This window comes from Cysteiniphilum sp. QT6929, assembly GCF_030035755.1.
GTDB lineage: Bacteria > Pseudomonadota > Gammaproteobacteria > Francisellales > Francisellaceae > Caedibacter > Caedibacter litoralis.
This window is the reverse complement of sequence record NZ_CP103983.1, coordinates 349,307-372,790: the sequence shown is the minus strand read 5'-3', so window position 1 is coordinate 372,790 and position 23,484 is coordinate 349,307. Positions and strand designations below refer to the sequence as shown.

Below are 23,484 nucleotides of genomic sequence, written 5' to 3'. Positions count from 1 at the left end.
ACGGCCCCTATGGAAGAACCCCCAAAAATGGGGATCACTATTTGATCAGTATTTTCGAGCTATTAAGTTGCAACACATAATGAACGTTTTTCCCTAGCAAATTGAAGTACTCTCAGAATTGCGTTATTTATAATCTTAGGCTGGTCAATCATACTATAATGACCACTATGTTGAATTACTTTAAATTCACTACAAGGAACTTCTTGGCTGAATTGATACATTGCTGTGCGCCATAAATTAGCTTCTGGGTCTTTTGCTGATTGAGGACTGGTTTCAGTAATGGCAATTAATGGTACTTTTGGTAAAGCGCCTAAACGCTCAATCTCTCTAGCGCTTTCTGGTTTACCCATAATTTCTAAATATTCAATTAACTTAGCTTGTTCAGTTGCAGTTAATTGAGGTTTAGTCAATAATTGCTGTGATTCTTTGGTGACTTTTTTTGGATGAGCGTTATCTTTCATGTATTTTTTAAGAAAGGTACGTTCTTTTGTTGATAATTTGCTTTTATCAAGTTGATCCCAGAAAACTTCAAAGCGGTTATTGCCATCTAATGTGACAATTCCAGCAATTTCGTCAGGATATTTACGTGAAAAATATGATGCATACAAACCACCGATGGAATGGGCTACCAAAATATATGGTGGTTTTGCATCAATTTTTTGTAAAAGTTTATGTAAACGTTCAATGACAGCTTTAGCTGTTCTAATGTCTTTATTTATTAGTGGGGTACGACCAAGACCTTGGCGGTCATACCCAATAACTGTGGTATGTTGTGCAAGGGTGGGAATATTTTTATTCCATTCTCTGATGGTGTCACCACCTCCATTCAGCAAAACAATAGAAGGAGAACCCGAGCCATAACGTTCTACCCAAATTTCCTCACCATCCACAGTAACAAAATCACCATGAATTTTATAATGGGCAGGAGCATAAGTTGGCGAACTACATGCTAAGCAACGATTCATCTCTTTAGTATAGTGAGTAAATTTAGGTTGGTACCTTTGTTCTTTGTTTTGTACTTTAGCTACACAGCCAACACAAATAGACGCAAGTAATGCGATGGTAAAAGTCGTGATAAGACGAGGCATGTTTAAAACTTCTTTAAATGTTGTTTTATTCATATTTTACACCTTCCAGAATTAACTATTATTAATGTGATTAAACCTCGAAGCACTAGGGATCCAACGGTATAAAGTAGGAACGGAAATTCCTAAGTTTTGAGCAACATCTTTTGGTAGTAGGCCACTTTCAAGAAGCTTTTTTGCTGACTCCAGCTTACTATCAGTCATTTTTCTTTTACGTCCACCGATGCGTCCATTAGCTTTGGCTGCCTTAAGACCAGCTTTGGTTCTCTCGATAAGAAGGTCTCTCTCCATCTCGGAAAGTGATCCCATAACATGAAAAAAGAACCTACCTGAAGGTGTTGATGTGTCAATTTGGTCGGTAATACTTTTAAAATTTACTCCTTTTTTATCTAAAGTAGACACGACTTCCATTAAATGTTTGAGTGATCTTGCTAAACGATCTAACTTCCAAACAACTAAGGTATCACCCTTTCGTAAGACCTCAATAGCCATGTTTAAACCTTCTCGACTGACTTTGCTACCTGATATTTTATCATCATAAATTTTAGTACAGCCTTCATTGCTTAAAGCGTCATGTTGCAATGCTAAGTTTTGCTCTTGTGAACTGACTCTTGCGTAGCCAATAAACATAATTGCCTTCCAAATTACATAAATATTCTCATAACTCATGAAAAGTATATAATGCTGGCTCAGTATAATCAAGAATGGTTTTTGAGAATTTGGCGAGCGTGTGAAATCGTTACAAAACGGGCGCATTCGCGATTTGTGGGTAAATCAGCTGTAGTTTAACTTGAACTGAATGCGATACTTATGTACAAATACCCTACTGCCTTTAAAACATAAGCAAGTTACGGATGAATTTAGCTGAGCAAAACCTAGAAACGATTCAAAACGAGATATCAAATACAATAGTAGAACTATCTAAGCTTAATACCGTTACGGAAAATAAGCTTGATAAAGATCGTATTAAGCATGCACAAGATCTATCAAGCAAACTCTCCGATTTATACGCAGCATTAAGTCACCAAGAAAAAGTGCTTAGCGACTCATTTAAAAAAGATGAAAAAGCACAGTTAGATGCCACAGGCAAGCGCTATATTTTCAAAGACTACAGGGCGACTAATGTGATGTATCGCAATGGTAACCGTTTTGATATTTATATGCCCTACTATCTTTTCAAAGGAACAAATAAAGGCAAAGGTACAGGCTGTAAACCAGGCTTGCAATTGCTAGGCATTCACCATGCTGTATCCAATGGTTTAAGCACCTATATTGCGATGCTTTCGGCAGCATTGAGCTCATATGATGAAGTCAAAAAGCATCTGGCTAAAATCAACATCCATTTGTCAGTGGCGTCAATTGTTAAGATCAGCAAACACATCAGTAAATTAGCACGCCTAAGTCAGTCGGCTGAAAAGTATTTATCAGGATTTAACAACACCAACACGATTGTTGTATCGATAGATGGTGGTCGCATTAGAATACGAAGTAAAAAGCGAGGTCCAAAGACAGCTAAGAGGCGTAATCGATTTAAGGGTCAGTGGCGAGAGGTTAAGCTATTTGTTATTTACGTGGTTGATGAGGAAGGTAATAAGATTAAGAAGGAGTTGCCGATTATTGATGGCATCATTGGCAGTCCTCAGAAGGCGTTTAATTTACTCAAAAACTACTTGGCGGGACTTGATTTAAACACAGTGAATAATCTTGTTTTTGTTGCTGATGGAGCCCCTTGGATTTGGAAGCGTATTAATCAACTTCTTGAAACGATGACATTACGATCTGACATCAAGGTATATCAGGTTCTTGACTATTATCATGCGATGGAGCATTTAAATGCTTTAGCTAAGCAGCTTTATAAAAGTAAACGTGATCAGAGTAAAGGGGTAAAGTCGTGCAAGGAGCTTTTGCATGCCGGTAAAGTTGATGAGTTTATTGCAAAAATCAAGCTGGATAGTAAGCATAAAAAAGGGAAGCTGGTTAAGTCAGAGAAAGGTTACTTTATTAATAACGCCGATCGTTTAATCTATAAAACATGCAAGGATCATGGTTTGCCTCAAGGCAGTGGTGCTATTGAGAGCGGCGTCAGAAGAGTTGTTAATCTCAAAATGAAAGGTAACTCCATTTATTGGAAAGAGGACAGCGCTAATGATATGTTATTCATACGGTCTTTTTACAAGGCTGGGCGATGGGAAGATATTGAAAGAATGGCTTATGCAGGCGGGTTAGCAATGGCTTCCTAAAATACCCACAAATTGCGAATGCGCCCAAACCTTGCATATCTTGAATATGATTGATGACATGCCAATGAGGAAAGCGATGAAAATCGCACGAAACAGAACTGAGTCATATCATCAACTGCAAAAATTAATACGCAACATATACTATGGGATCTTCAGAAGTAAGCGCATATCAGGGCAAGATGTAAGCACTCAAACGGTTAGATTGGTGTCTAATGTTATTGTTGCTTACAATGCAATGATTTTGAATAACCTTTATGAGAAAATGAAGGCAAATGGTGCTACCACTGCTGACTTAGAAAAATTTCTCAGAATATCACCTATGGCATGGATTCATATTACTTTCACTGGTCGTTATCACTTTAACGATAAAGAAGTGAGCGTTGATCTGCAAAAAATCATTTTAATTCTTGAAAAACAGCTTAAAAAGCTAGGTATTATATAATCTTAAGTAGCCTGATTAAAAAACGATCCCCATTTTTGGGGGTTCTTCCATAAGGGCCGATTAAAGTTTTTCGTTATCATGTTTTTTGATCCAAAATATTGGTTAACGTTATCTGAAATATTGATTAAAATAGTTTTAATGTACTTAGATAATTTCAGAGTTTTGAGTGATCTCAAAGGATAATATGAAAAATGGTTATTTAACGCGAATGAAAGTTAGTGGATTTAAATCTATCGCTGATTTAGACAGTTTAGAGCTTGGAAGTTTAAATATTTTAATTGGTGCTAATGGCGCAGGAAAAAGTAACTTTATTCAAATTTTTCGTATGCTGATGTCAATGAGTGAGGGCAGCTTTACGTCATTTATTAGTAGTCGTGGCAGAGCCGATAACTTTCTTTATAATGGTCCCAAAATTACAGAAAGAATAAAAGTTTCTTTTGAATTTCAGTCAACAAATAATATGGAAGCGAGAAATTACTATGCTCTTGAATTAGTGCCAACAGTAGAGGAGGATTTTCTAATTGAAGAAAGTAGAGCATTTCAAAAGAACCCTTTCATAGGTTTGGAATTTGAGATTGACGAAATGGATTCAAACCTGCATGCAGAAAATAAAGGATGGTCATGGCCATCAAAGGATACATGGCGTAGCTATGGACTACCCAGTAGAGAGAGCAGAATTTCTGAGTTAAAAAGTGAGAGGTCTGCAGATGGCAAATATAATGGCATTGGATATTTTGTGCATCGTTCGATATCTAACTGGGTTGTATATCACTTTCATGATACAAGTGCTAACTCACCAATGCGTCGATCAGATATTGTTGAGAATAATAAGAAACTTTATGGTAATGCAAAAAATATCGCATCATTTTTATTAAATTTAAGAAATCACTCTCATGATTCTTATATGGAAATTCTTAATGCTATTAGATTGGTTATGCCATTTTTTGATGATTTCATATTGGATATTAAAGTATCTGGACAAGAGCAAACAGTGAGGCTTGATTGGTTACAAAAAGGCTCAGGTTACCCGATGCAGCCATATCATTTATCCGATGGATCAATTCGCTTTATTTGTTTGGCAACTGCCTTATTACAACCTGAACCACCATCAACAATTATTATTGATGAACCAGAGTTAGGACTTCATCCAGCAGCTATCGTTATCCTAGCAGAGCTTATTCAGCAAGCAGCTCAAAGAACACAAGTGATTGTAGCGACGCAATCTCCTGCGTTAATCGATCAGTTTGCAGTTGAAGATATTATTGTTGTTAATCGCAAAGAAGGAGCGTCAACTTTTGAGCGATTAAATGAAAAAGATTTTTCACAATGGCTTGAGAGTTATTCCGTTGGAGAGTTATGGGCTAAAAATGTTATTGCAGGGGGACCTCAGTATGAGTAATTATATTGAAGTCATTGCCATAGTTGAGGGTAGAACGGAGCAGACATTTATTGAAAAAGTAGTACAACCGTATCTTGCGCCTAAAAATATATTTATACGTGCAACTCAAGTTTCAAAACCTGGACAAAAAGGTGGCGATGTTCGCTTTGAAAGGGTTAAGCAAGATATAGCCATACATTTAAAGCAGCGACCTGATATTTATGTAACAACGATGATTGATTATTACGGGATTAAAGAATGGCCTGGCATTGATGGGATACCACAAAATAGCTCGATAAAAGAAATTTCAAAATATCTCAATGATCAGACGCTTAGTGCTTTATACAAAGACTTATCACCACGATTACAAATTAAAAATCGATTTATCCCCTATATGATAATGCATGAGTTTGAGGCATTATTATTTAGTGACAGTAAGATTTTGGCGCAATCATTAAATATTGATGAACATAAGATAACTAAGACAGTTAAAACATTTGCTACACCAGAAGAAATTAACAACTCTAGAGAAACAGCACCTTCCAAAAGACTTGACGGATTTACTGCAACAGGCAAATTTGCCAAAACAACAACGGGGATAGCTATCGCAATAAAAACAGGCGTCCCTTGTATAAGAGAAAAATGTTTTCTCTTTAATGAATGGCTTGAAAGCATAGAAAATTTAATTGCTGTTAAAAATGCGTGATTACTCCGAAATTATTAATCAATTTATCGATGATATCTGGCTAAGCGAAGGCTTAAGTCAAAACACTTTATCTTCTTATAAAACGGATTTAAATCATCTGCTTAAGTTCTATCAAAAGCATGATGTGGTTAATCTAAAACTTTCAGAGCTACAAGTCTTTTTAGCTAAGCGTTTAAACGAGGGCTATAGTGCCCGATCTAATGCGCGGATGATTTCGACCTTACATAAATTTTACGGTTGGTGTTACGCACAGCAAAAGATTACAACAGATCCAACACAGAAGTTAATATTACCCAAATTACCGAAAAGTCTACCTAAAGATCTATCTGAAGAAGATGTTGAGAAACTGTTGGATGCACCTGATTTAACGACAGAGATTGGCATTCGTGATAAGGCATTATTAGAGCTTATTTATGCCACGGGTTTGCGCGTCAGTGAATTGGTTAATTTAACCTTAGATGATGTCAATTTACGCCAAGGTGTCGTGCGCGTGATGGGTAAAGGTTCAAAGGAACGTTTAGTACCAACCGGTGAATATGCTTTGGAGTGTTTACACAAGTATATTAATGAAGTGCGCGATGGTTGGCTGCAAGGCTTAAAGCTTGATAAATTATTTGTATCGCATCACCGAAAGGGTATTACGCGTCAGACTTTTTGGCACCGTATTAAGTTTTACGCTGATCTTGTCGGCATCAAAAAAGAAATTTCACCACATACTTTGCGTCATGCGTTTGCAACACATCTATTAACCCATGGGGCTGATTTACGCTCAGTACAAATGCTGTTAGGGCATAGCAGTGTATCGACAACAACGATTTATACGCATATCTCACAAGTGCGATTAATGAATTTATATAAGGAACATCATCCACGTGCTTAAAAAATTATTGATTTAGGCTCTATTTGTGTTTCAGGGAGTTAAATAAAGTGTTGTGCAATAGTGATAAATCCTGTAGTTTTATGACGTTTTTATGTGATTAGATATGGCAATGATTAATATTCAACACTTAATAGATGAGCAGCAGTGCTATGAAACAGTGCGTAAATTGCGCTGGTCAAATGGAGTAACTTGTCCGCATTGTATGGCGTCGGCAGACAAAATCATCAAGCGAGGAGCCTCAAGTAAAGCAGAGTTTTGCCAACGTTACCATTGCAAACAATGCGATAAAGATTTTGACGACTTAACACATACGATTTTCACCAATCGGCACCAACCTTTGAAGACATGGATTCTATGCCTTTATTTCATGGGGCTAAACCTCTCAAATGCGCAGATTGCAAAGGAGTTGGAGCTGAATGAGACTGACGTGTACACCATGACTATGCAATTACGCGAAGGTGTCGAGCAAAGACGAGAACCTACCGTATTATCAGGTGAGGTCGAGTGCGATGAAGTGTATGTGGTTGCAGGGCATAAGGGTAATCCAACAGCGGTTAAAAAAAAGGGCGTAAGGCAAGGCGTAATCGATTGAAAGGAGCTCGAGGACGAGGCACTTTGGAAAAAGAAAAGCCGCCAGTATTTGGTATGATTCAACGTGGAGGAGATGTTGTGGTGCAAATGCTACCTGATGTTAAACAGAAGACGATAAAACCCTATATTGAATCTTGCATACAGCCAGGCAGTACCGTCTATACGGATGAGTATGTCATTTACGCCAATTTGACGCAATTAGGCTATAAGCATAAAACAGTGAATCATGGTTCTGGGGAATATGCACGCGATGAGGATGGTGATGGGTTTTATGAAGTCCACGTTAATACTCAGGAGGGTTGTTGGTCGCTATTAAGATCATGGTTAAGACCACATCGAGGGATTTCTCAAGAAAAGCTACCAAAGTATTTGGCATTTTTTGAGTTTGTTCATAATGCAAAGAAGCGAGGAAAAGCATTAATTTTCTCGTTGTTAGAAAACGTCCTTTGTAAAAAACTAACGATGCAATAAGTATGAATTATAATCTCCTTACAACACAAATAGAGCCTTGATTTATTTTAGAGTTAATCAGTTTTATATTCATTTTTACTAATGCTTACCATTGTGGGATAGTCGTTAGCAGCAGTATTCATGAGTTTTATAATTACTTCTATAGCTGAACTTTCCCGAATTTTGTAAGAATTTGCTATGGATGAGCTGCAGACCAAAGTTTATCCCTATATCTTAGGGTTGCTAAAAAACAGGAGCAACTCATCGATGGATACCTTACAACCTTTACTTAATCACTTGCAAGCACTTTTTAAAAGAAGCACTCAAAAAGGACGGCTTTTTAGTGCAGTGATTTTAGCAATGATTATACCTATCGGTTCTGGTATCAGTAGTCAAATTTATCGTAAACTCGTTCAGATAATAGGTTACTCACTTAGCAGAACACGCTTTTATCGCTTTATGGCAAGTAAATGCTTTAACTGGGATGTGATTTGGAAAGCTATATTCAAACTGATTCCATTACCATTGACTGATGGACGCCTTATCATAGCCTTAGATGACTCTACCACGCCTAAAAGCGGTAAGGAAATATTTGGTTGTGAGCATTTCTTTGATCATGCAGCCAAGCACAATCAAAGTAAATACCCTTGGTCACAGTGCTTTGTTCAACTGGGGCTCTTAAAGTTCATTCATACCCGTTGGGCATTTTTGCCATTGTTGACGCGATTTTATCACTCTAGCAACAAAGCAGCGGCTGAGTGTTTTAACAGTAAAATTACACTGGCCTGCCAAATGATTCTTAAGCTTAGCACCTGGACAAAATCCCCCATTCTTATTGTGACTGATTCATGGTTTGGTAATGGTAAATTGTACAACCCGTTAAAAGATCAACTAGGTAATCGAGTCCATATCCTCACCATGTTACGCAAAAACAGTGTTTTATACGGTTTTCCTGAGGTTATCGAAGGTAAAACATGTGGGCGTCCTGCAAAATATGGTGCCAAAGCAGGTTCTGTTAGGGATTTGGCAAATGAATATAAAGCTAAAGCCCAAAAAGTCACAAGCTTTGTTTATGGTAAAAAGCGTGACATGCTTGTCTACGAGAAAAACTTCATGTCTAAAGCTTTTAAATGCCCGATAAAAGTTGTCTTTGCCTATTACAAAAATCACTTCGTTGCTTTAGCAACAACAGACTTAAGCTTAAGCGTAACGCAGATATTGGAGTACTATAGCGCACGGTGGAAGATCGAGTCTGGTTTCAAAGAGCTCAAACATGACATCGGCAGCCAAAAAGCCCAAGTAAGATTGGAGCATTCGGTGATAAACCACTTGAATATGTGCATGCTTGCCATTACGATTATTTGGATCGCTGTCATGCATCTTCCAAGTGATGCAGTCAATGAGCTAACACATAATGGCACTAAGCCGCAATACACCTTTTCTGCGGCACGAAAGTTGTTGATAAAGCGTCAGAATAAACTCAGGGTTTGTCAAAATGGTGAATCTGAGCTAAAAAATCATAGAAATTCATGGATTCAAATGATTATTGGGCTTGCCGCTTAACAAAACTTGGGAAAGTTCAGTTCTATAGGTATGTCATATATAAACTTTGCTATTTCAAAATCAGAACATGTGATGACTCCAGACCAATTTCTATTGGTGTCTCTATAAGCCCAAACTAGTTTGCTGTGAATAAATTGATTGCATATAAACTTAACATCTTTGAGTACTTTTTTACGTTGTTTATAATCATAATTTTGCTCAATATTTTGATAATTTAGATTATTTATATCAGTGATTGCTGGAGCTTGATAAATGTGATATTTTTCCGTCTTTGTTATTGAGGAAACACGATTTACTTCAATTAATTTTCTAATTATAAACAGGGATAAAATAAGCTCTTTTTCAATACAAACTTGGAGTTTTTCAGACCAACGTCTGGGGCTTTTTTTAGGCTCAATCTTTTTTATTAGAGAAAGTAAGTCTTGCTTCCAATAAAATGACTCAATCAATATCCATATCTCCTGTTGAATTTTTAGGTGTGCTAATAGATAAAACTAGCAGTTTACGCACTTTAACAATTTTCACCCAATAAATAATATAGATCACCATGCAAGCGACAGATGCAAACGGCGATATGATTGGGATAAAGGTAACAATGGGTAATATCACCAAAGCTAATCCCAAGATAAATAAAGTATCACCTCGCAGTTTAATGGTCATATCCTGATATTTTTTAAGCGCGTTGCCAACACCAAAGGGTAATACGATCCACTGGAAAATATAACCGACGATTGGAATAAGGAAAAGCCAAGCAAACCATGGCTTGGTGACTTGTTTATCCTTATCGATGATTTTCAGCAGTTTATAAACGCTCCATGAAAAGGCAATCGAGAAAATATAAAAGATAACGATCATAATAAGTAATGCAATACCCATGCCTAAAATGGCATGAGGGTCACTTGATAAAGTAGTGGTTTGAGTTGTGATGCTAGTAATGCTTTCCTGACTCATCGTATGTTAGCTCCATGTGTTTTTAAATAGTTGTTGCATTGCAAGTATGGCAAAGTCTTGCTATTTTTCAAACTGCATCTAGCTTTAAAAGCCTAATATTTTCATCATGATCGATATGAATATAACTGCCTGTAGTAAACCAGTCACCTAAAACATAGCGTGTATAGTTTTTTTCATGGTGGGTATTAAACAAGTGGGTATGTCCATGAATTAATAATTTATTATTACCTAAATATCGTTTAATGCCTTTTGGCGTGACATCGATTATTTTGTATTTTTCGTTTTTCTGTTTGCTTTTAGCACGAATTTTTTGTGCGATGCGTTGGCGTGTTTTTACTGATAAGGATAGATAAAGTTTTTTGATCAGTGGAGTGCGGATAATGCAGCGAAACATTTGATAGCTCTTATCATCAGTGCATAATAAGTCACCATGCATGAGCACAATATTTTTGTGTTTTAATTGTAAAAGATAAGGATCATTAATAAGGGTTAGCTTTGCTTTTTGCGCAAAGGTTTTACCGATTAAAAAGTCACGATTGCCATGCATAAAATAAATGGTTAGTCCCTTATCATGAGCATCATGAAGTGCTTTGATAGTATCTTCTTGCATGTGACTTATTACATCATCGCCAACCCAGTAATCAAAAAAATCACCTAAGATAAAAAGGGCATTACTCATGTGGCTAATGTTATTTAAAAACGTTTTAAACAAATCAGTAGTTTGTGGGCGCAACTCATTTAAATGCAAGTCAGCAATAATGTAGTAATTCGTTATCATCATAAAGCGAAAGCTTAGTCATGCCACAAATCATAAATGTTATTGAGTCGCTTAGTAAGTGCTTTTTTAAATTTGTGCCAGTTTTCTTAAGTTTGCGTTAAGATTTCCCTTTTAACTTTGTTGTGTTTTTAAGCATAACTGATCTTTTGATCAACAACTTTAATTAACTTAACATTTAAGGAATCAGCATGAAAAAATTATTATTATCTTTGGGTCTAATTGCCGCTTCTAGTGCCGCTTTTGCCGCGACTTATCAGGTTTATAATGAGCCAACGACTAATGCTAAAGTGGTCTCTCAACTAACTGATCAGAATCAAAATCAATACATTCAGTTCTATCAACAGGGTAACTGGATTAAAGTTGCAGATACACAAACAGGGCAAGTTGGCTGGGTAAATACGGCACAAGTTAAACAGGCACAAATGCAAACACAATACCAACAAGCCGTGAATGTACTTAATATGCAACAAAAACAGTTAGAAGCTGAACGTCAGGCATTTGAACAAAGATATCAAAGAGCTGCCCAGAATCTTCAACAGCAAATGCAACACCTGCAGCAACAAATGAGTCAAGCACAATCACAAACTGCACCAACGCAAGCCTCAGCTCAGCCTGCACAAAAAATGGTGGCAGCAAATGCAAGCCCGAATGCTAATGCTAATCAGATGCAACGTTCATTTAATGCCGTAAGCATTCAAACCAATCAAGACGGCAAGACGGCGACAGTAACAAGAGAGTGGTTGGGTAAAGATGGCAAAGTGCAAAAAGAAGTCAAGCAAGTGCCGGTGAGTGAATTACAAAAGATGTCTTTGAATTTTTAATTGATAACCAATAAAAATTACTCACCAACCGTATACAAGCTCATTTTCCCAAAGGAAGATGAGCTTTCTTTTATGTTTTTTATACATTCTTTATATTTAACTTACTTTCACAATACGTGAGCGCTGACTCATCATCACACTGACTAAAGCACATACGGATAAAGTCGATAGAATAATGGCTAAAGGGAGCTGATTTTTTAACGGAATAAATGCCGCTAATGCTGTTAATAATCCCGCTCCCAAGTTTTGCGCACCACCCAAAACAGCGCCAGCGGTTCCTGCAATACTTGGGAACTCTTCTAATGCTTTGGTGGTTGCTGTTGGGAAAATAATGCCACACCCTAAAAAATATAGGCAACCTGGTAAGATAATACTTAAGCTTGTGACACCAAATATATAATAGGATAAACCAAGGGCAATACCGCTAATCAAAAGGGTAAAACAACCGATTAGTAATAAGCGATCGAGGCTGTAGCGTCGCGCAAGACGTGCTGAGAGAAAGCTGCCAAACATATAACAAGGCAAAGGAATAATAAAGAATAAGCTGGCAACTGCTGGCGAAAGCTGTAATACGGAAGTGAAAAGCGCACCTGAGCTGACTTCAAATACCGCAACACCCCCATTGGCAACGATCAATAAAATCAGATTAATCATAAAGTTGCCATTGGATATTACGGTTTTATACTTGGCTAAAAGGTTACCTTTAGTTGATTTTTGTGTATTGGTTTCAGGAAAGAAAAGCCACTGAATGACAAGAAGCAAAATGCCATAAATGGTTAGAAAAACAAAAATAGCACGCCAACTATGAAGATCTGTAAAAAGACCTCCCAATAAAGGTGCAATTAAGGGTGCGAAGATAAGCGCAATTGCCATAATACTATTAGCACTATGAAGCTTCATCCCAGAATATAGATCACGCATGACCGTTCGCGCCATGACACCAGCAACAGCAATACCACTGCCTTGTAAGAAGCTTGCAATCAAAAGGGTTATAAAGTGTGTTGCAAACACAGCCAAAATAGATCCCAGTGTAAAAAAGACAATACCAATTAAAATCATCGGTTTGCGACCAAAGCGATCAGAATAAGGACCATAGAAAAATTGCAGTAAACCATAAGGGAAAAGATAACAAGCAATCACAGCTTGCATACGCCCAACACTGACGGAGAACTCGTGCGCCATTTGCGTTAATGCGGGCACATAAATGGTATTGGTCATTTGCCCTGCGGCAGTGAGCAAAATAATAAGCAATAAAATGCGATAAAAATGACGATCAAAACTAGCCATGTTTATACTTCAATAAATAGGGTCGGATAAACTTGCTGCCATCATAACGTAAACCGTAAAAAATAATAGTATCAGACACTTAAAAAATGTGGATTAGTGCTGTAAATGAATTAATGATGGGTATATACTGCGACATTAAACTAAGCGGGATATTTATAAAGACAGAAAAAACAGATGTTACTTACTTTAGATGTTGGCAACTCGCATATTCATGCGGGTGTTTTTGATCATGATGAGTTGATATTACAGTTTCGTTATACTACGGCATCAGCACATGGTAGTTCAGATCAAATAGGTATTTTCTTAAGACAGGCGTTGAGTGAGAATGCCCTTGATCCAAATAAAATAACAGGTGTTGCCATTGCCTCTGTGGTGCCAGCCATTAATTATTCGCTGCGCTCCGCCATTTTAAAGTATTTTGATCTTGAACCATTTTTCTTGCAACCGGGTGTCAAAACAGGCTTGAAAATGCAAGTAGCAACGCCTAAAGAGGTTGGTGCTGATCGGATTGCCGGATGCATCGCTGCTGTTGAGTTATTTGCCAACAAAGATATTTTGGTGATTGATTTGGGTACAGCCACGGTTTTTGATGTGGTGCGTAAAGATAAAACCTATTTAAGTGGCGCCATTTTGCCGGGCGTGCGTATTTCACTTGAAGCATTAAGTAGTAATGCCGCTCAGCTGTCGTCAGTGAGTATTGTCAAACCAATGATGGCAATAGGCAAAGATACCGATACTAATCTACAATCAGGTATTTATTATGGGCACTTAGGTGCTCTAAAAGAGCTCAAATCAGTGATGATTCAAGAATTAAAAACAGATCCAAGCAATGTCATTACTGTCGCTACTGGTGGATTTTCGCAATTATTTAATGTCCCTGGGTTATTTGATGCTATCGTGCCTGACTTGGTACTACAAGGCATTAAAATGGCATTTGATAAAAATAAATAATGAAGTAAATGAAATAAAAAAACAAATTATATAAATAAAATAAATGAAGTGAATACAATGACAAAAAAACCAAATACCGAGCAAGCTGAGGCAGCGGTAAAAACTTTACTCGAATATATTGGTGAAGACCCTAATCGTGAAGGATTGCTTGAAACACCCAAGCGTGTCATTAAGTCATACGCTGAGTTTTTTAAAGGCTATGCAGAAGATCCAGATGAGATATTATCAAAAACATTTGAAGATGTTGAAGGTTATGATGAGATTGTGCTTTTAAAGAATATGCGCTTGGAGTCCTATTGTGAGCATCACATGGTGCCGATTATCGGTAAAGCGCACGTTGCTTATTTGCCTAATGGCAAAGTTGTTGGCATCAGTAAAATAGCGCGCGTGTTAGATGTGTTTGCCAAGCGCTTACAAACACAAGAGCGTTTAACCATGCAAATTGCTTTGGCAATCGAGAAAGCATTAGCACCCAAAGGTGTTGCCGTGATTATTGATTCCATGCATCAATGTATGACAACGCGAGGAGTACATAAGTCAGAAACCTCAACAGTGACAAGTTGTATGCGCGGGATTTTCAGAAAAGATGAGAAAAGTCGTAGTGAATTAATGTCATTGATTTCAGGCTTATAAGAAAATCAAAAAAAGCGCTGTGCCTACTTGGTCTAAACGCTATATTCTGTATAATATTTGTATCGTTAGTTGTGTTTTTAACAAAAATGAAGAAACTTTTTTTAGCTCTTTGCTTTTTAATGACAGGTTGTGCAAGCACACATGAAATCGTTGCAAACTCGATGCAAAAGACAGTGGCAGCACAGAGTAATGATATTCATTTTCGTGATGGCTTAGTGAAATTGCCTAAGGATGCTACCGCTTATATGGCATATCCTAACAATGGCTATGATGATTTACATAGTTATCCAGGAACTGCTAAGGATACATTATCAATTTTAAATGATGCATTAAAAGACCACTTTAAAACGCTGACGCTGGCATCACATTTCCAATCAGCACAGTTTGAATACTTGGCTGCGCGTGATAAAAAGTATGATTATTTTATTTTGCCGAGAATCAGTAAGTGGACAGAGAGTTATACATTACTTACTGGGGTCGCTGATCAAGTTGAATTAAGCATTAAAATATATGATCTAAGAACGAACCAACTTATTGATGAAGTGCATATTAATAGCATAAGTTCAAAAATGCCAGGCTTTGAAAAAACACCACTTGAGCTATTACACGAACCATTAACAGCAATTGCCGAGAATTTATTTATGCAAGGAAAGCCAGCCAATGCCTAATAATCATCAAAAACTTGAGAGCGCTTATGCGATTTTGCCAATAGCATTTGCCGATAATAAAAAACAGCCATTTTTTCAAGAATGTGCAGAGTCGACGCTCATCTGTGGCGGTAAAGATGTGTTTAATCGAGATTGTTATATGCAACGTGAGGCATATCATGCATGGCTGAAAATGCAGCAAAGCGCTTTGCAAGATGGTGTGAATCTCATGATTGTTTCAGCGTTTCGTAGCTACCTGTATCAAGCTAATATTATTTTAAATAAGTTAAATAAAGGCTTATTGCTGGAGGATATTTTAAAAGTATCAGCCTTGCCTGGATTTAGTGAGCATCACACAGGATGTGCCTTGGATTTTACCTCAGATGAGGAGAGTGAGGTGCTAACAGAAGGTTTTGAGCAAACCAAAGCTTTTAAATGGTTATCAAAGCATGCCATAAAATTTCATTTCTCACTGAGTTACCCTCGAGATAATACCTATGGGTTTATTTATGAACCTTGGCATTGGTGTTATAAAACATCTTAAGTTGTGCTATGATTCACGATCTTAGTGAATATTGATTTTAAACTAAAAAACGATGTTAAAACATTATGCGTTGGTGCTTGAATATGCAGGCACCAATTACTGTGGCTGGCAGCGCCAAAATCATAGCGATAGTGTACAAGAGCGCTTAGAAAAAGCCTTATCCATTATTGCCAATGAACCGATTGAGGTGGTCTGCGCAGGTAGAACGGATACTGGTGTACATGCCACGGCACAAGTGATAAATTTTTCAACGTCAGCAGTGAGGCAGTTGAAGGCATGGGTGTTAGGTGTTAATGCGCATTTGCCTAATGATATTAATGTCTCTGCTGCTTATGAGGTTGATGAGAGATTTAGTGCGCGCTTTAGTGCATTATATCGACGCTATCAATATGTGATCTATCAGACTAAAACATCGAGTGCTCTATGGCATGAGCGAGTAACCTGGATCAATCAGTCACTGGATATAAGCAAAATGAACGCAGCTTGTGCGTATTTGCTCGGTGAGCAGGATTTCAGCTCTTTTCGTTCATCACAATGCCAATCAATAAGTGCTAAGCGCAACATTCAGCATGCGCATTTTATTAAGCATGGTCAGTTTATTATTTTTGATATTCAAGGAAATGCATTTTTGCATCATATGGTCAGAAATATTGTCGGATCAATGCTAGAGGTGGGTTTAGGAAAAAAGTCGCCCGATTGGATCAAAGTATTGATAGGTGCAAAAGATCGCACGCAAGCAGGTATCACGGCACCGCCTCAAGGTTTGTACTTAATTGAAGTGGGTTATCCACGAGCATTAGAGATTATCGCCTGTCAGGAAGTGCCGTTTAAGAATGACAATATGCTGTGATGAATAGCATTAATCTGTGGTGTAAGCTCAGAAATATCGCCATCATTTTTAATAATAAAATCACTAAATGTGTGACGTTCATCATCACTAATCTGGCTTTGAATCATCAATAAAGCTTGCGATTTTGTTTGGTTGTCACGCGTTGTAATGCGATCAAGTTTGGTTTCCATAGATGCGCATATCGAGATGATTTTTTTAAGATAGGGGTAATTAGTAAGTGTTGCAGTTGTTAAAAGTGGAATATCTATGATTGTATAGATGGATTGGCTTTTTGAGAGTTTTAATTCAATCTGCTGACGAATAATCGGATGCATGAGATTGTTTAACCAAGTGCGTGCTGCGGCATCTTGACTGATAATACTGCGTAAGACTTTTCTATCAATCATATTGTTAGTTATTACTGTGTTGCCAAATTCATTAATAATCGCTTCAATGACTTTGGGTAATAGAATGACTTCTCTAGCGACTTGATCCGCACAGATAATATCAATGTTATGAAGCTGATGAAAAAGATGAGCAACTGTTGTTTTACCGCTACCAATACCACCAGTCAATGCAACGGGAAACATGTTTTAATATACCTTGTTATTTTTTCTTGATAGGATAGCGCTGTTTGCCTGATATGCATAGAGTAATTAAAGTAATTAACACCTTAAGGGACATAATATGCTTGAGACGATATTATCTACAGCCAATAACACAACAAAGCACCTTGTCAGTATCAAAGATTTAAAACGGGATAATTTTGATCAACTGATGAATCTTGCGCATGATGCCGAGCATGGCAAACTTATCAATACTTTGAATGATAAGATTATTGCCAGCTGCTTTTTTGAAGCGTCAACACGTACGCGTTTATCCTTTGAAGCAGCGATTCATCGCTTAGGTGCTAAGGTCATTGGTTTTGCTGATGCGCATAATACCTCCTTTGGTAAGAAAGGAGAGAGCTTAAGCGATACCATCCAAATGCTTAATGGCTATGCTGATGCGATTGTGATGCGTCATTTTGAATCAGGAAGTGCTAACATTGCTGCAAATATTTCGCATATCCCTGTGGTGAATGCTGGCGATGGTTCAAATGAACACCCGTCACAAACCTTACTTGACTTATTTACGATAGAGCAAAAATTTGGGCAGATTGATGGTATAAAAATCGCGATGATTGGTGATTTGCGTTATGGCCGCACTGTACATTCATTAAGCTATGCATTATTAAACTATCATGATATTACAATATATTATGTGGCACCAAAGGCGTTGCAAATTCCAGAAGAAATCTTAGCTCAACTTAAAAATAAAAACATAGCTGTACACTGTGTTGAGAACTTATCTGATGTCATTTCTATGGTTGATGTCTTATATATGACGCGTTTGCAAAAAGAGCGTTTTTCCGAAGAAGATGGACATACAATGGATTATGTGCTGACGGCGGATATGTTGGTCAATAATGCACATGATGATTTGATTGTGATGCATCCACTGCCGCGCGTGCAAGAGATCTGTCATTCAGTCGATGCCACTAAATATGCGTGGTATTTCCAGCAGGCTAGAAATGGTGTATTTATGCGTCAGGCGATTCTTTATAGTTTGTTGAATGTGTGATTTTCAACCATGCAGCAAGTTGATAATAAAGCTTTCCTAGATCCTGACATCCAAAACTGGAATGAGTTGGATTTACCTAAAAGCTGGGTTGATGAGTTAAATTTTAAATCACCAATGGCTTGGCTTACCTTAGTGAAGGCAGTTTTTTATCCAAAAAATAGATCTGTGCGTTTAGATGAAAAACTATTGCAGGAAATGCCTGTTCCTAAGTATGTTTTACAGGAGTTTCATAATATTCCTTGTGGAAACTATTCAAAGCTATTAACGCGTGGTTATATCAAAGGCTTTGATGTTGCAATGCTTAATCAAGTTGATCCCATACGCAAAAAAATAGCACATTATCTAAAAGACTGTCACGCTGTGCTAGATATCGGTTGTGGCGGTGGTAAAACTTCCAACGCGATTTATCAACAAGGTGCCCACGATATTTGGGGGATTGATCCAAGTCCTTATTTATTAAAGCATGCGGCGTTAGACTACCCACACATAAAGTTTATACAAGGTGTTGCCGAATCATTGCCATTTACTAATGAACGCTTTGATGGTTTAAGTGCTTGTTATGTGTTACATGAAATTCCACCCAAATATATCAAACAACTTATCGCAGAAGCTTCACGTGTGCTTAAAAAGGGTGGGGTGTTTGTCATTGCTGAGCCATCACCACTGCAATATCAAGATAAAACGTGGCAATTATGTAAAGACCACGGGGTCAAAGGTGTTTATTTTAAATTGTTAGCGCGCAAATTAAATGAACCCTTTGTTAAAGCATTTCATCAGCTGGATTTACATCAATTATTTATTGAGACAGGATTTGACGTATTAGAGGATCAAAAAGAGATGCCACATCGGTTTATTTGTGCCAGAAAGCGGTAATGACTTACTGCTTGATGGCGTTACCTTTTAAAGCGACACCTGACATCCATAAGCCATTTTCACACACATAAGTATCTGTGCTTGATGTCGTATTATTTTTCCAATTCGATTGAATGTTAGCAACGCCATTGCCACCCATTTCTTTGGCTTGGTTTTCTAAGCTCAGAAGGGCTGAGTAGAATACCCAGTTACAAGAAGCAACAGGGTCTTTGGCAAAGGCATTAGCGCGGCGGCTTGTTGTAATCTCACCTAAGTCTTTAGCGCCTGTGGGAGCTGAATTTTTACCAAAGTAAAATTTAAAGTCTGTCGTTTGTGTCTTTACCTTGGTAGGCATTGAGTTCATCGCTTGATTAATATTGTAATTGCCTAACCCAGTATTTGATGAGCAAGCGCTTATTGCTAAGGCTGTTGTTGCAACGAGGATAGGTAAAGCTGTATTGATTAGTTTAGATCTTTTCATTTTTTGATTTTTTGATAAATAAGTATGATATTAGTGGGTGAATTTTAGCAGGATGTGTTGATAAGTGAAAGAAAATAAAATTAAGAGCCTAAGACTAAATGTTTGCCCATAGTTGCTCATCGTACCCTGAGCGTAAGTCGAAGGGTAAGCTTAGAAAAATCACATTCATAGAGGCTTCGACTTACGCTCAGCCGGCGCTTAATGAAAAATATTGTCATCATTATTTAATAACTCATTTGCAAGATTTTTAAACTGTCTTCAGGCGTGATATCCGCATGTTCTCCCAATGCGGTAAGACCATTATCTTTGAGGTTATTAATAATATCGTCAAATTTATCTTGTGACAGTTGGTAAGCACTAATTTTGGTTGGGTTACCCATTTTTTCAAAAAAGGCGCGTGTTTTCTCAATAGCGATTTGCACCTTTGTTTCAGCATCAAGTGTTTTCTCAACCTGCCAGACACGTTCAGCGTATTGAATTAGTTTGGCTTGTTTTTTATCCTTTTTGTATTCCATGATACTTGGCAGAATGATTGCAAGGGTTTGTGCATGATCCAAACCGTAAAAGGCAGTTAACTCATGCCCAATCATATGTGTTGCCCAATCGGTTTTAACACCCTGAGAGATCAATGTGTTTAATGCAAGTGTTGCTGCCCACATAATGTTAGCACGCACATCATAGTCATGAGGATGAGTAAGTACTTTTTCACCTTCTTCAATTAACGTGCTGAGAATGCCTTCAGCAAAACGATCTTGTAATTGGGCATTTTGCGGATAAGTTAAATATTGCTCCATCACATGGACAAAGGCATCGACAACACCATTGGCAACTTGTCTTGCTGGTAGGGTGTAAGTTGTTTCTGGATCAAGAATTGAAAAAACAGGGAATACTTTCTCATGCATAAATGCAAGTTTTTTATTCAACGCTCGGCGCGAGATAACCGATCCTGAGTTCATTTCAGAGCCTGTCGCAGGCAGTGTTAACACACAGCCAAAAGGTACAGCGTCAGTAATATCAGCATGTTTGGCTAAAATATTCCATGCATCACCTTTGAATTTAGCGGCTGCAACAATAAATTTAGTGGCATCAATGACTGAACCGCCACCAACAGCTAATACAAAATCAATATTATTTTGTTTGATGAGTTCAACTGCTTTAAGGCAAGTTTCATATTCAGGGTTTGGTTCAATGCCTGAGAACTCAGTTACTTGATGGTTGGCTAATGCTGTTTTTACTTGATCATAAACACCATTTTGTTTAATGCTGCCACCACCGTAGATTAACAATACTTTTTGATCTTTGGTAATTGCATGACTTAATTGTGTAATTTGTCCTTGACCAAAGTAAATGCGAGTTGGGTTGTAATAAATAAAGTTTTCCATAAGATGCTCCATTTTAGATCTATGCCATCATTGATTTGATGGCATCAACGGAGTCAAAGTGTAGCATATCCTTTAATGGCTTTGTAGCAGTTTGCAGTTAATGAGCAGGGACTTCCTTGGCAATGCCATATGGCATTCCGCGATAAACAGCGCCAAACGCACTATCAATCCTGATTTTTGCTTTTTAATAAACGCAAGCTATTAAATACCACGAGTAAGGACGCACCCATATCAGCACCAATAGCCATCCAGATATTCGCAAGCTCAAGTAAAGCCAACGCCATAAAGACTACTTTAAGCCCTAAAGCAAAGGTGATGTTTTGTTGAATAATGGTTTTAACACGTTTGGCATGCTTGATTAACCACGGCAATTTAGCTAAATCATCGGACATCAATGCAATATCAGCCGTTTCAATTGCAACATCACTGCCCGCGTCTCCCATGGCAAGACTTAAATCAGCCGTTGCCAAAGCAGGGGCGTCATTAATGCCATCACCAACCATCGCAACTGTTTGATATTGAGTTTGTAAGGCTTTGATTTTTGCTACTTTATCTTCGGGTAAAAGCTCAGAGTAAACCTCATCAAGTCCAGCTTGTTGCGCAATAAACTGTGCAGCACCCTTATTATCACCAGTTAATAGCGCGGTTTTAATACCAAGGGCATTGAGTTTAGTTAAGGTATCTTTGGCATTGTCTTTGATGCTATCAGCAACAGCAAATAAGCCAAGAATATGATTGCTATTAGCAAAGATTAATAGCGAATGTCCGGTTTTTTCTAATTCGAGAATCTGATCATGAAAGGCATTTAAATTTTCTGTAATTTTGGTTTTCTCATGTAGATATTTATGACTGCCGATCCAATAATGATGATCATTAATCTGTCCAGTAATCGCTTTGCCTTTAATCACTTGGATATTGGAAGCACTAAAGGTTTTTTCTAATTTAAGCGCCACCATTTTATCAAAGATAGCATGTGCTAAGGGGTGGTTATTACCTTCTTCAAGTGCAGCAGCAAGTTGTAGTAATTCATTATCACTATACTCTTTTGAGATATTAATAATTGACTGAATGAGGGGTTTGCCTTGGGTAATCGTCCCTGTTTTGTCAAAAGCAATTGCTTTAAGCTTCGCAGGTAACTCAAGAAAGCTGCCACCTTTGATTAAAATGCCATGATTAGCCGCAGCACTTAAGCCCGAGACAATGCTCACAGGGGTTGAAATAACTAAAGCGCAAGGGCAGGCGATGACAAGAATCACCAAGGCTTCATAAATCCAGTTGTACCAACTGCCATCAAATAATAATGGTGGCACAATCGCGACTAATAGGGCAAATATCATCATCAAAGGCGTGTAGTATTTGGCGAATTGCTCAACCCACATCTCGGACTTTGCCTTATTCGCTTGCGCTAGTTCCACTTGACGGATAATGTTTGACAGCGTTGATTCAGTGGCAAGTTTTGTCACTTTGACATACAAAAGACCATCTTCGTTTAAACTACCAGCAAATACAGGATCACCTTGCTTTTTCTCAACAGGCAATGATTCACCGGTAATAGGTGCTTGATTAATAAAGCTTTCACCTTCTTTAACAACGCCATCTAAAGGAACACGCTCACCAGGTTTGATAACGATTGTGGCGCCGATATTAACTTCTTCAACCTTCTTAACATCGATATCTTTATGATGTGAACAATAAACATTCGCAGTATCGGGTGCTATTTCTAGTAATGATTGAATCGCTTTTCTCGCCTTGCCAACACTCCATGATTCGAGCAATGAAGCGATGGAGAATAAAAAGACAATCATGCCAGCTTCTAACCATTGACCTAAACATATCGCACCAATCACAGCGATGGTCATCAAAAGGTTAATATCAGGACGTATACGTTTTAATGCTGCCCATGCTTTAGGATAAATAAAGAAGCCACCAACGATTAATGCCAAAACATAAAAAACAATTGAGCTAACAGGTTGGGCAGTTGCTGCCCCATGCTCACCAATAAGGGCATCTAAAAAACCATGATAACTGCCATGGATAGCAAAACCTATGATTAAAAACAGTGCACAAATCAGAGTTAATAGGCTGCGCATATGCTTTTGCCAAAAGCTTTCGCTATTGGTTTGCTGTTTGATCTCATATTGTTGCCAACTGATAAATTGGTAGCCTGTTGCTTTGAGCCTTTTTTCAATTTCAGCTTGTGTAAATTGTTGTGTTTGATTGTGAATCATGAGCTTGCCTTTCAACAGGTTAAACTGTAGCAAACTTTCATCTTTGACATAAGGTAAAAGTTCTCGCTTCACCACAGAGACTTCATCCAAACAGTCCATGCCATAAATTTTATATTCAAACATTTTGTTTCCCCTTTATTCG

The 23,484-nt window shown here is 37.7% G+C and carries 26 protein-coding genes; 16 read left to right on the top strand and 10 right to left on the bottom strand.

Annotation, left to right across the window (positions count from 1 at the left end; genetic code table 11):
• Positions 1 to 62: 62 nt before the first annotated feature.
• Both NYP54_RS01705 and NYP54_RS01700 read right to left on the bottom strand, forming a co-directional pair.
• Positions 63 to 1,121 (bottom strand): alpha/beta hydrolase, encoded by a 1,059-nt coding sequence (locus NYP54_RS01705; protein WP_283156887.1) that lies wholly within the window; start codon positions 1,119 to 1,121, stop codon positions 63 to 65.
• A gap of 18 nt (positions 1,122 to 1,139) precedes the next feature.
• Positions 1,140 to 1,715, bottom strand: a complete 576-nt coding sequence (locus NYP54_RS01700) for a recombinase family protein (RefSeq protein WP_283157501.1) — start codon at positions 1,713 to 1,715, stop codon at positions 1,140 to 1,142.
• Between the two features lie 224 nt (positions 1,716 to 1,939).
• Here NYP54_RS01700 and NYP54_RS01695 point away from each other — a divergent pair, with 224 nt between their 5' ends.
• The 8 genes from NYP54_RS01695 (at position 1,940) to NYP54_RS01660 (ending at position 9,335) form a co-directional block, all read left to right on the top strand.
• Entirely contained in the window at positions 1,940 to 3,325 is a 1,386-nt protein-coding gene (locus NYP54_RS01695) for a hypothetical protein (protein WP_283155933.1), read from the top strand.
• 31 nt (positions 3,326 to 3,356) lie between these two features.
• Entirely contained in the window at positions 3,357 to 3,767 is a 411-nt protein-coding gene (locus tag NYP54_RS01690) for a Tn3 family transposase (protein WP_283156886.1), read from the top strand.
• A gap of 184 nt (positions 3,768 to 3,951) precedes the next feature.
• Positions 3,952 to 5,166, top strand: a complete 1,215-nt coding sequence (locus NYP54_RS01685) for an AAA family ATPase (RefSeq protein ID WP_283156885.1) — start codon at positions 3,952 to 3,954, stop codon at positions 5,164 to 5,166.
• Positions 5,159 to 5,851, top strand: coding sequence for a DUF4276 family protein (locus NYP54_RS01680; RefSeq protein ID WP_117001344.1), 693 nt, complete (start codon positions 5,159 to 5,161; stop codon positions 5,849 to 5,851). The genes NYP54_RS01685 and NYP54_RS01680 overlap by 8 nt, the downstream gene beginning before the upstream one ends.
• The gene (gene xerD / locus NYP54_RS01675; protein ID WP_117001343.1) at positions 5,844 to 6,731 is read left to right on the top strand and encodes a site-specific tyrosine recombinase XerD; all 888 of its coding nucleotides are present in this window, start codon (positions 5,844 to 5,846) and stop codon (positions 6,729 to 6,731) included. Before NYP54_RS01680 ends, xerD begins: the two co-directional genes overlap by 8 nt.
• A 103-nt stretch (positions 6,732 to 6,834) precedes the next feature.
• Positions 6,835 to 7,323 (top strand): transposase, encoded by a 489-nt coding sequence (locus tag NYP54_RS01670; protein WP_224728298.1) that lies wholly within the window; start codon positions 6,835 to 6,837, stop codon positions 7,321 to 7,323.
• Entirely contained in the window at positions 7,320 to 7,793 is a 474-nt protein-coding gene (locus NYP54_RS01665; protein WP_283156281.1) for an IS1595 family transposase, read from the top strand. Before NYP54_RS01670 ends, NYP54_RS01665 begins: the two co-directional genes overlap by 4 nt.
• A 177-nt stretch (positions 7,794 to 7,970) precedes the next feature.
• Complete coding sequence (locus NYP54_RS01660; RefSeq protein WP_283156153.1) at positions 7,971 to 9,335, top strand: transposase; 1,365 nt, start codon at positions 7,971 to 7,973, stop codon at positions 9,333 to 9,335.
• On the opposite strand, the gene NYP54_RS01655 is transcribed toward NYP54_RS01660, so the two are convergent.
• From NYP54_RS01655 to NYP54_RS01645, 3 genes are all read right to left on the bottom strand, one after another.
• Positions 9,332 to 9,784: a hypothetical protein gene (locus NYP54_RS01655; protein WP_283156884.1), complete on the bottom strand. Its 453-nt coding sequence runs from the start codon at positions 9,782 to 9,784 to the stop codon at positions 9,332 to 9,334. The genes NYP54_RS01660 and NYP54_RS01655 overlap by 4 nt on opposite strands.
• Positions 9,777 to 10,286, bottom strand: coding sequence for a hypothetical protein (locus tag NYP54_RS01650; protein ID WP_283156883.1), 510 nt, complete (start codon positions 10,284 to 10,286; stop codon positions 9,777 to 9,779). The genes NYP54_RS01655 and NYP54_RS01650 overlap by 8 nt, the downstream gene beginning before the upstream one ends.
• Before the next feature lie 67 nt (positions 10,287 to 10,353).
• Positions 10,354 to 11,067, bottom strand: coding sequence for a UDP-2,3-diacylglucosamine diphosphatase (locus NYP54_RS01645; protein WP_283156882.1), 714 nt, complete (start codon positions 11,065 to 11,067; stop codon positions 10,354 to 10,356).
• 185 nt (positions 11,068 to 11,252) lie between these two features.
• Here NYP54_RS01645 and NYP54_RS01640 point away from each other — a divergent pair, with 185 nt between their 5' ends.
• Complete coding sequence (locus tag NYP54_RS01640) at positions 11,253 to 11,885, top strand: hypothetical protein (protein WP_283156881.1); 633 nt, start codon at positions 11,253 to 11,255, stop codon at positions 11,883 to 11,885.
• A 96-nt stretch (positions 11,886 to 11,981) separates the two neighbouring features.
• Here NYP54_RS01640 and NYP54_RS01635 read toward each other — a convergent pair whose 3' ends face one another.
• Entirely contained in the window at positions 11,982 to 13,172 is a 1,191-nt protein-coding gene (locus tag NYP54_RS01635) for a Bcr/CflA family efflux MFS transporter (protein WP_283156880.1), read from the bottom strand.
• A gap of 174 nt (positions 13,173 to 13,346) precedes the next feature.
• Here NYP54_RS01635 and NYP54_RS01630 point away from each other — a divergent pair, with 174 nt between their 5' ends.
• The 5 genes from NYP54_RS01630 (at position 13,347) to truA (ending at position 16,797) form a co-directional block, all read left to right on the top strand.
• Entirely contained in the window at positions 13,347 to 14,123 is a 777-nt protein-coding gene (locus NYP54_RS01630) for a type III pantothenate kinase (protein ID WP_117001338.1), read from the top strand.
• Between the two features lie 57 nt (positions 14,124 to 14,180).
• Positions 14,181 to 14,756 (top strand): GTP cyclohydrolase I FolE, encoded by a 576-nt coding sequence (folE, locus tag NYP54_RS01625; RefSeq protein WP_283157500.1) that lies wholly within the window; start codon positions 14,181 to 14,183, stop codon positions 14,754 to 14,756.
• 119 nt (positions 14,757 to 14,875) lie between these two features.
• Positions 14,876 to 15,424 (top strand): DUF4823 domain-containing protein, encoded by a 549-nt coding sequence (locus NYP54_RS01620; RefSeq protein WP_283156879.1) that lies wholly within the window; start codon positions 14,876 to 14,878, stop codon positions 15,422 to 15,424.
• Complete coding sequence (locus NYP54_RS01615; RefSeq protein WP_283156878.1) at positions 15,417 to 15,947, top strand: M15 family metallopeptidase; 531 nt, start codon at positions 15,417 to 15,419, stop codon at positions 15,945 to 15,947. Before NYP54_RS01620 ends, NYP54_RS01615 begins: the two co-directional genes overlap by 8 nt.
• Before the next feature lie 52 nt (positions 15,948 to 15,999).
• Positions 16,000 to 16,797, top strand: coding sequence for a tRNA pseudouridine(38-40) synthase TruA (gene truA, locus NYP54_RS01610; protein WP_283156877.1), 798 nt, complete (start codon positions 16,000 to 16,002; stop codon positions 16,795 to 16,797).
• Here the strand turns inward: truA and coaE are convergent.
• Complete coding sequence (gene coaE / locus NYP54_RS01605; protein WP_283156876.1) at positions 16,761 to 17,366, bottom strand: dephospho-CoA kinase; 606 nt, start codon at positions 17,364 to 17,366, stop codon at positions 16,761 to 16,763. The genes truA and coaE overlap by 37 nt on opposite strands.
• Before the next feature lie 97 nt (positions 17,367 to 17,463).
• Between coaE and pyrB the strand changes: the two genes are divergently transcribed.
• A complete protein-coding gene (gene pyrB, locus NYP54_RS01600) occupies positions 17,464 to 18,399 on the top strand; it encodes an aspartate carbamoyltransferase (RefSeq protein ID WP_283156875.1) in 936 nt (311 codons plus the stop codon).
• A gap of 9 nt (positions 18,400 to 18,408) precedes the next feature.
• The gene (locus tag NYP54_RS01595) at positions 18,409 to 19,272 is read left to right on the top strand and encodes a class I SAM-dependent methyltransferase (protein ID WP_283156874.1); all 864 of its coding nucleotides are present in this window, start codon (positions 18,409 to 18,411) and stop codon (positions 19,270 to 19,272) included.
• A 4-nt stretch (positions 19,273 to 19,276) separates the two neighbouring features.
• Here the strand turns inward: NYP54_RS01595 and NYP54_RS01590 are convergent, their stop codons facing one another.
• The 3 genes from NYP54_RS01590 to NYP54_RS01580 form a co-directional block, all read right to left on the bottom strand.
• Positions 19,277 to 19,732 (bottom strand): excinuclease, encoded by a 456-nt coding sequence (locus NYP54_RS01590; protein WP_283156873.1) that lies wholly within the window; start codon positions 19,730 to 19,732, stop codon positions 19,277 to 19,279.
• Positions 19,733 to 19,956: 224 nt separating this feature from the next.
• The gene (locus NYP54_RS01585; RefSeq protein ID WP_283156872.1) at positions 19,957 to 21,114 is read right to left on the bottom strand and encodes an iron-containing alcohol dehydrogenase; all 1,158 of its coding nucleotides are present in this window, start codon (positions 21,112 to 21,114) and stop codon (positions 19,957 to 19,959) included.
• A gap of 164 nt (positions 21,115 to 21,278) precedes the next feature.
• The gene (locus NYP54_RS01580) at positions 21,279 to 23,465 is read right to left on the bottom strand and encodes a cation-translocating P-type ATPase (protein ID WP_283156871.1); all 2,187 of its coding nucleotides are present in this window, start codon (positions 23,463 to 23,465) and stop codon (positions 21,279 to 21,281) included.
• Between the last annotated feature and the right edge of the window lie 19 nt (positions 23,466 to 23,484).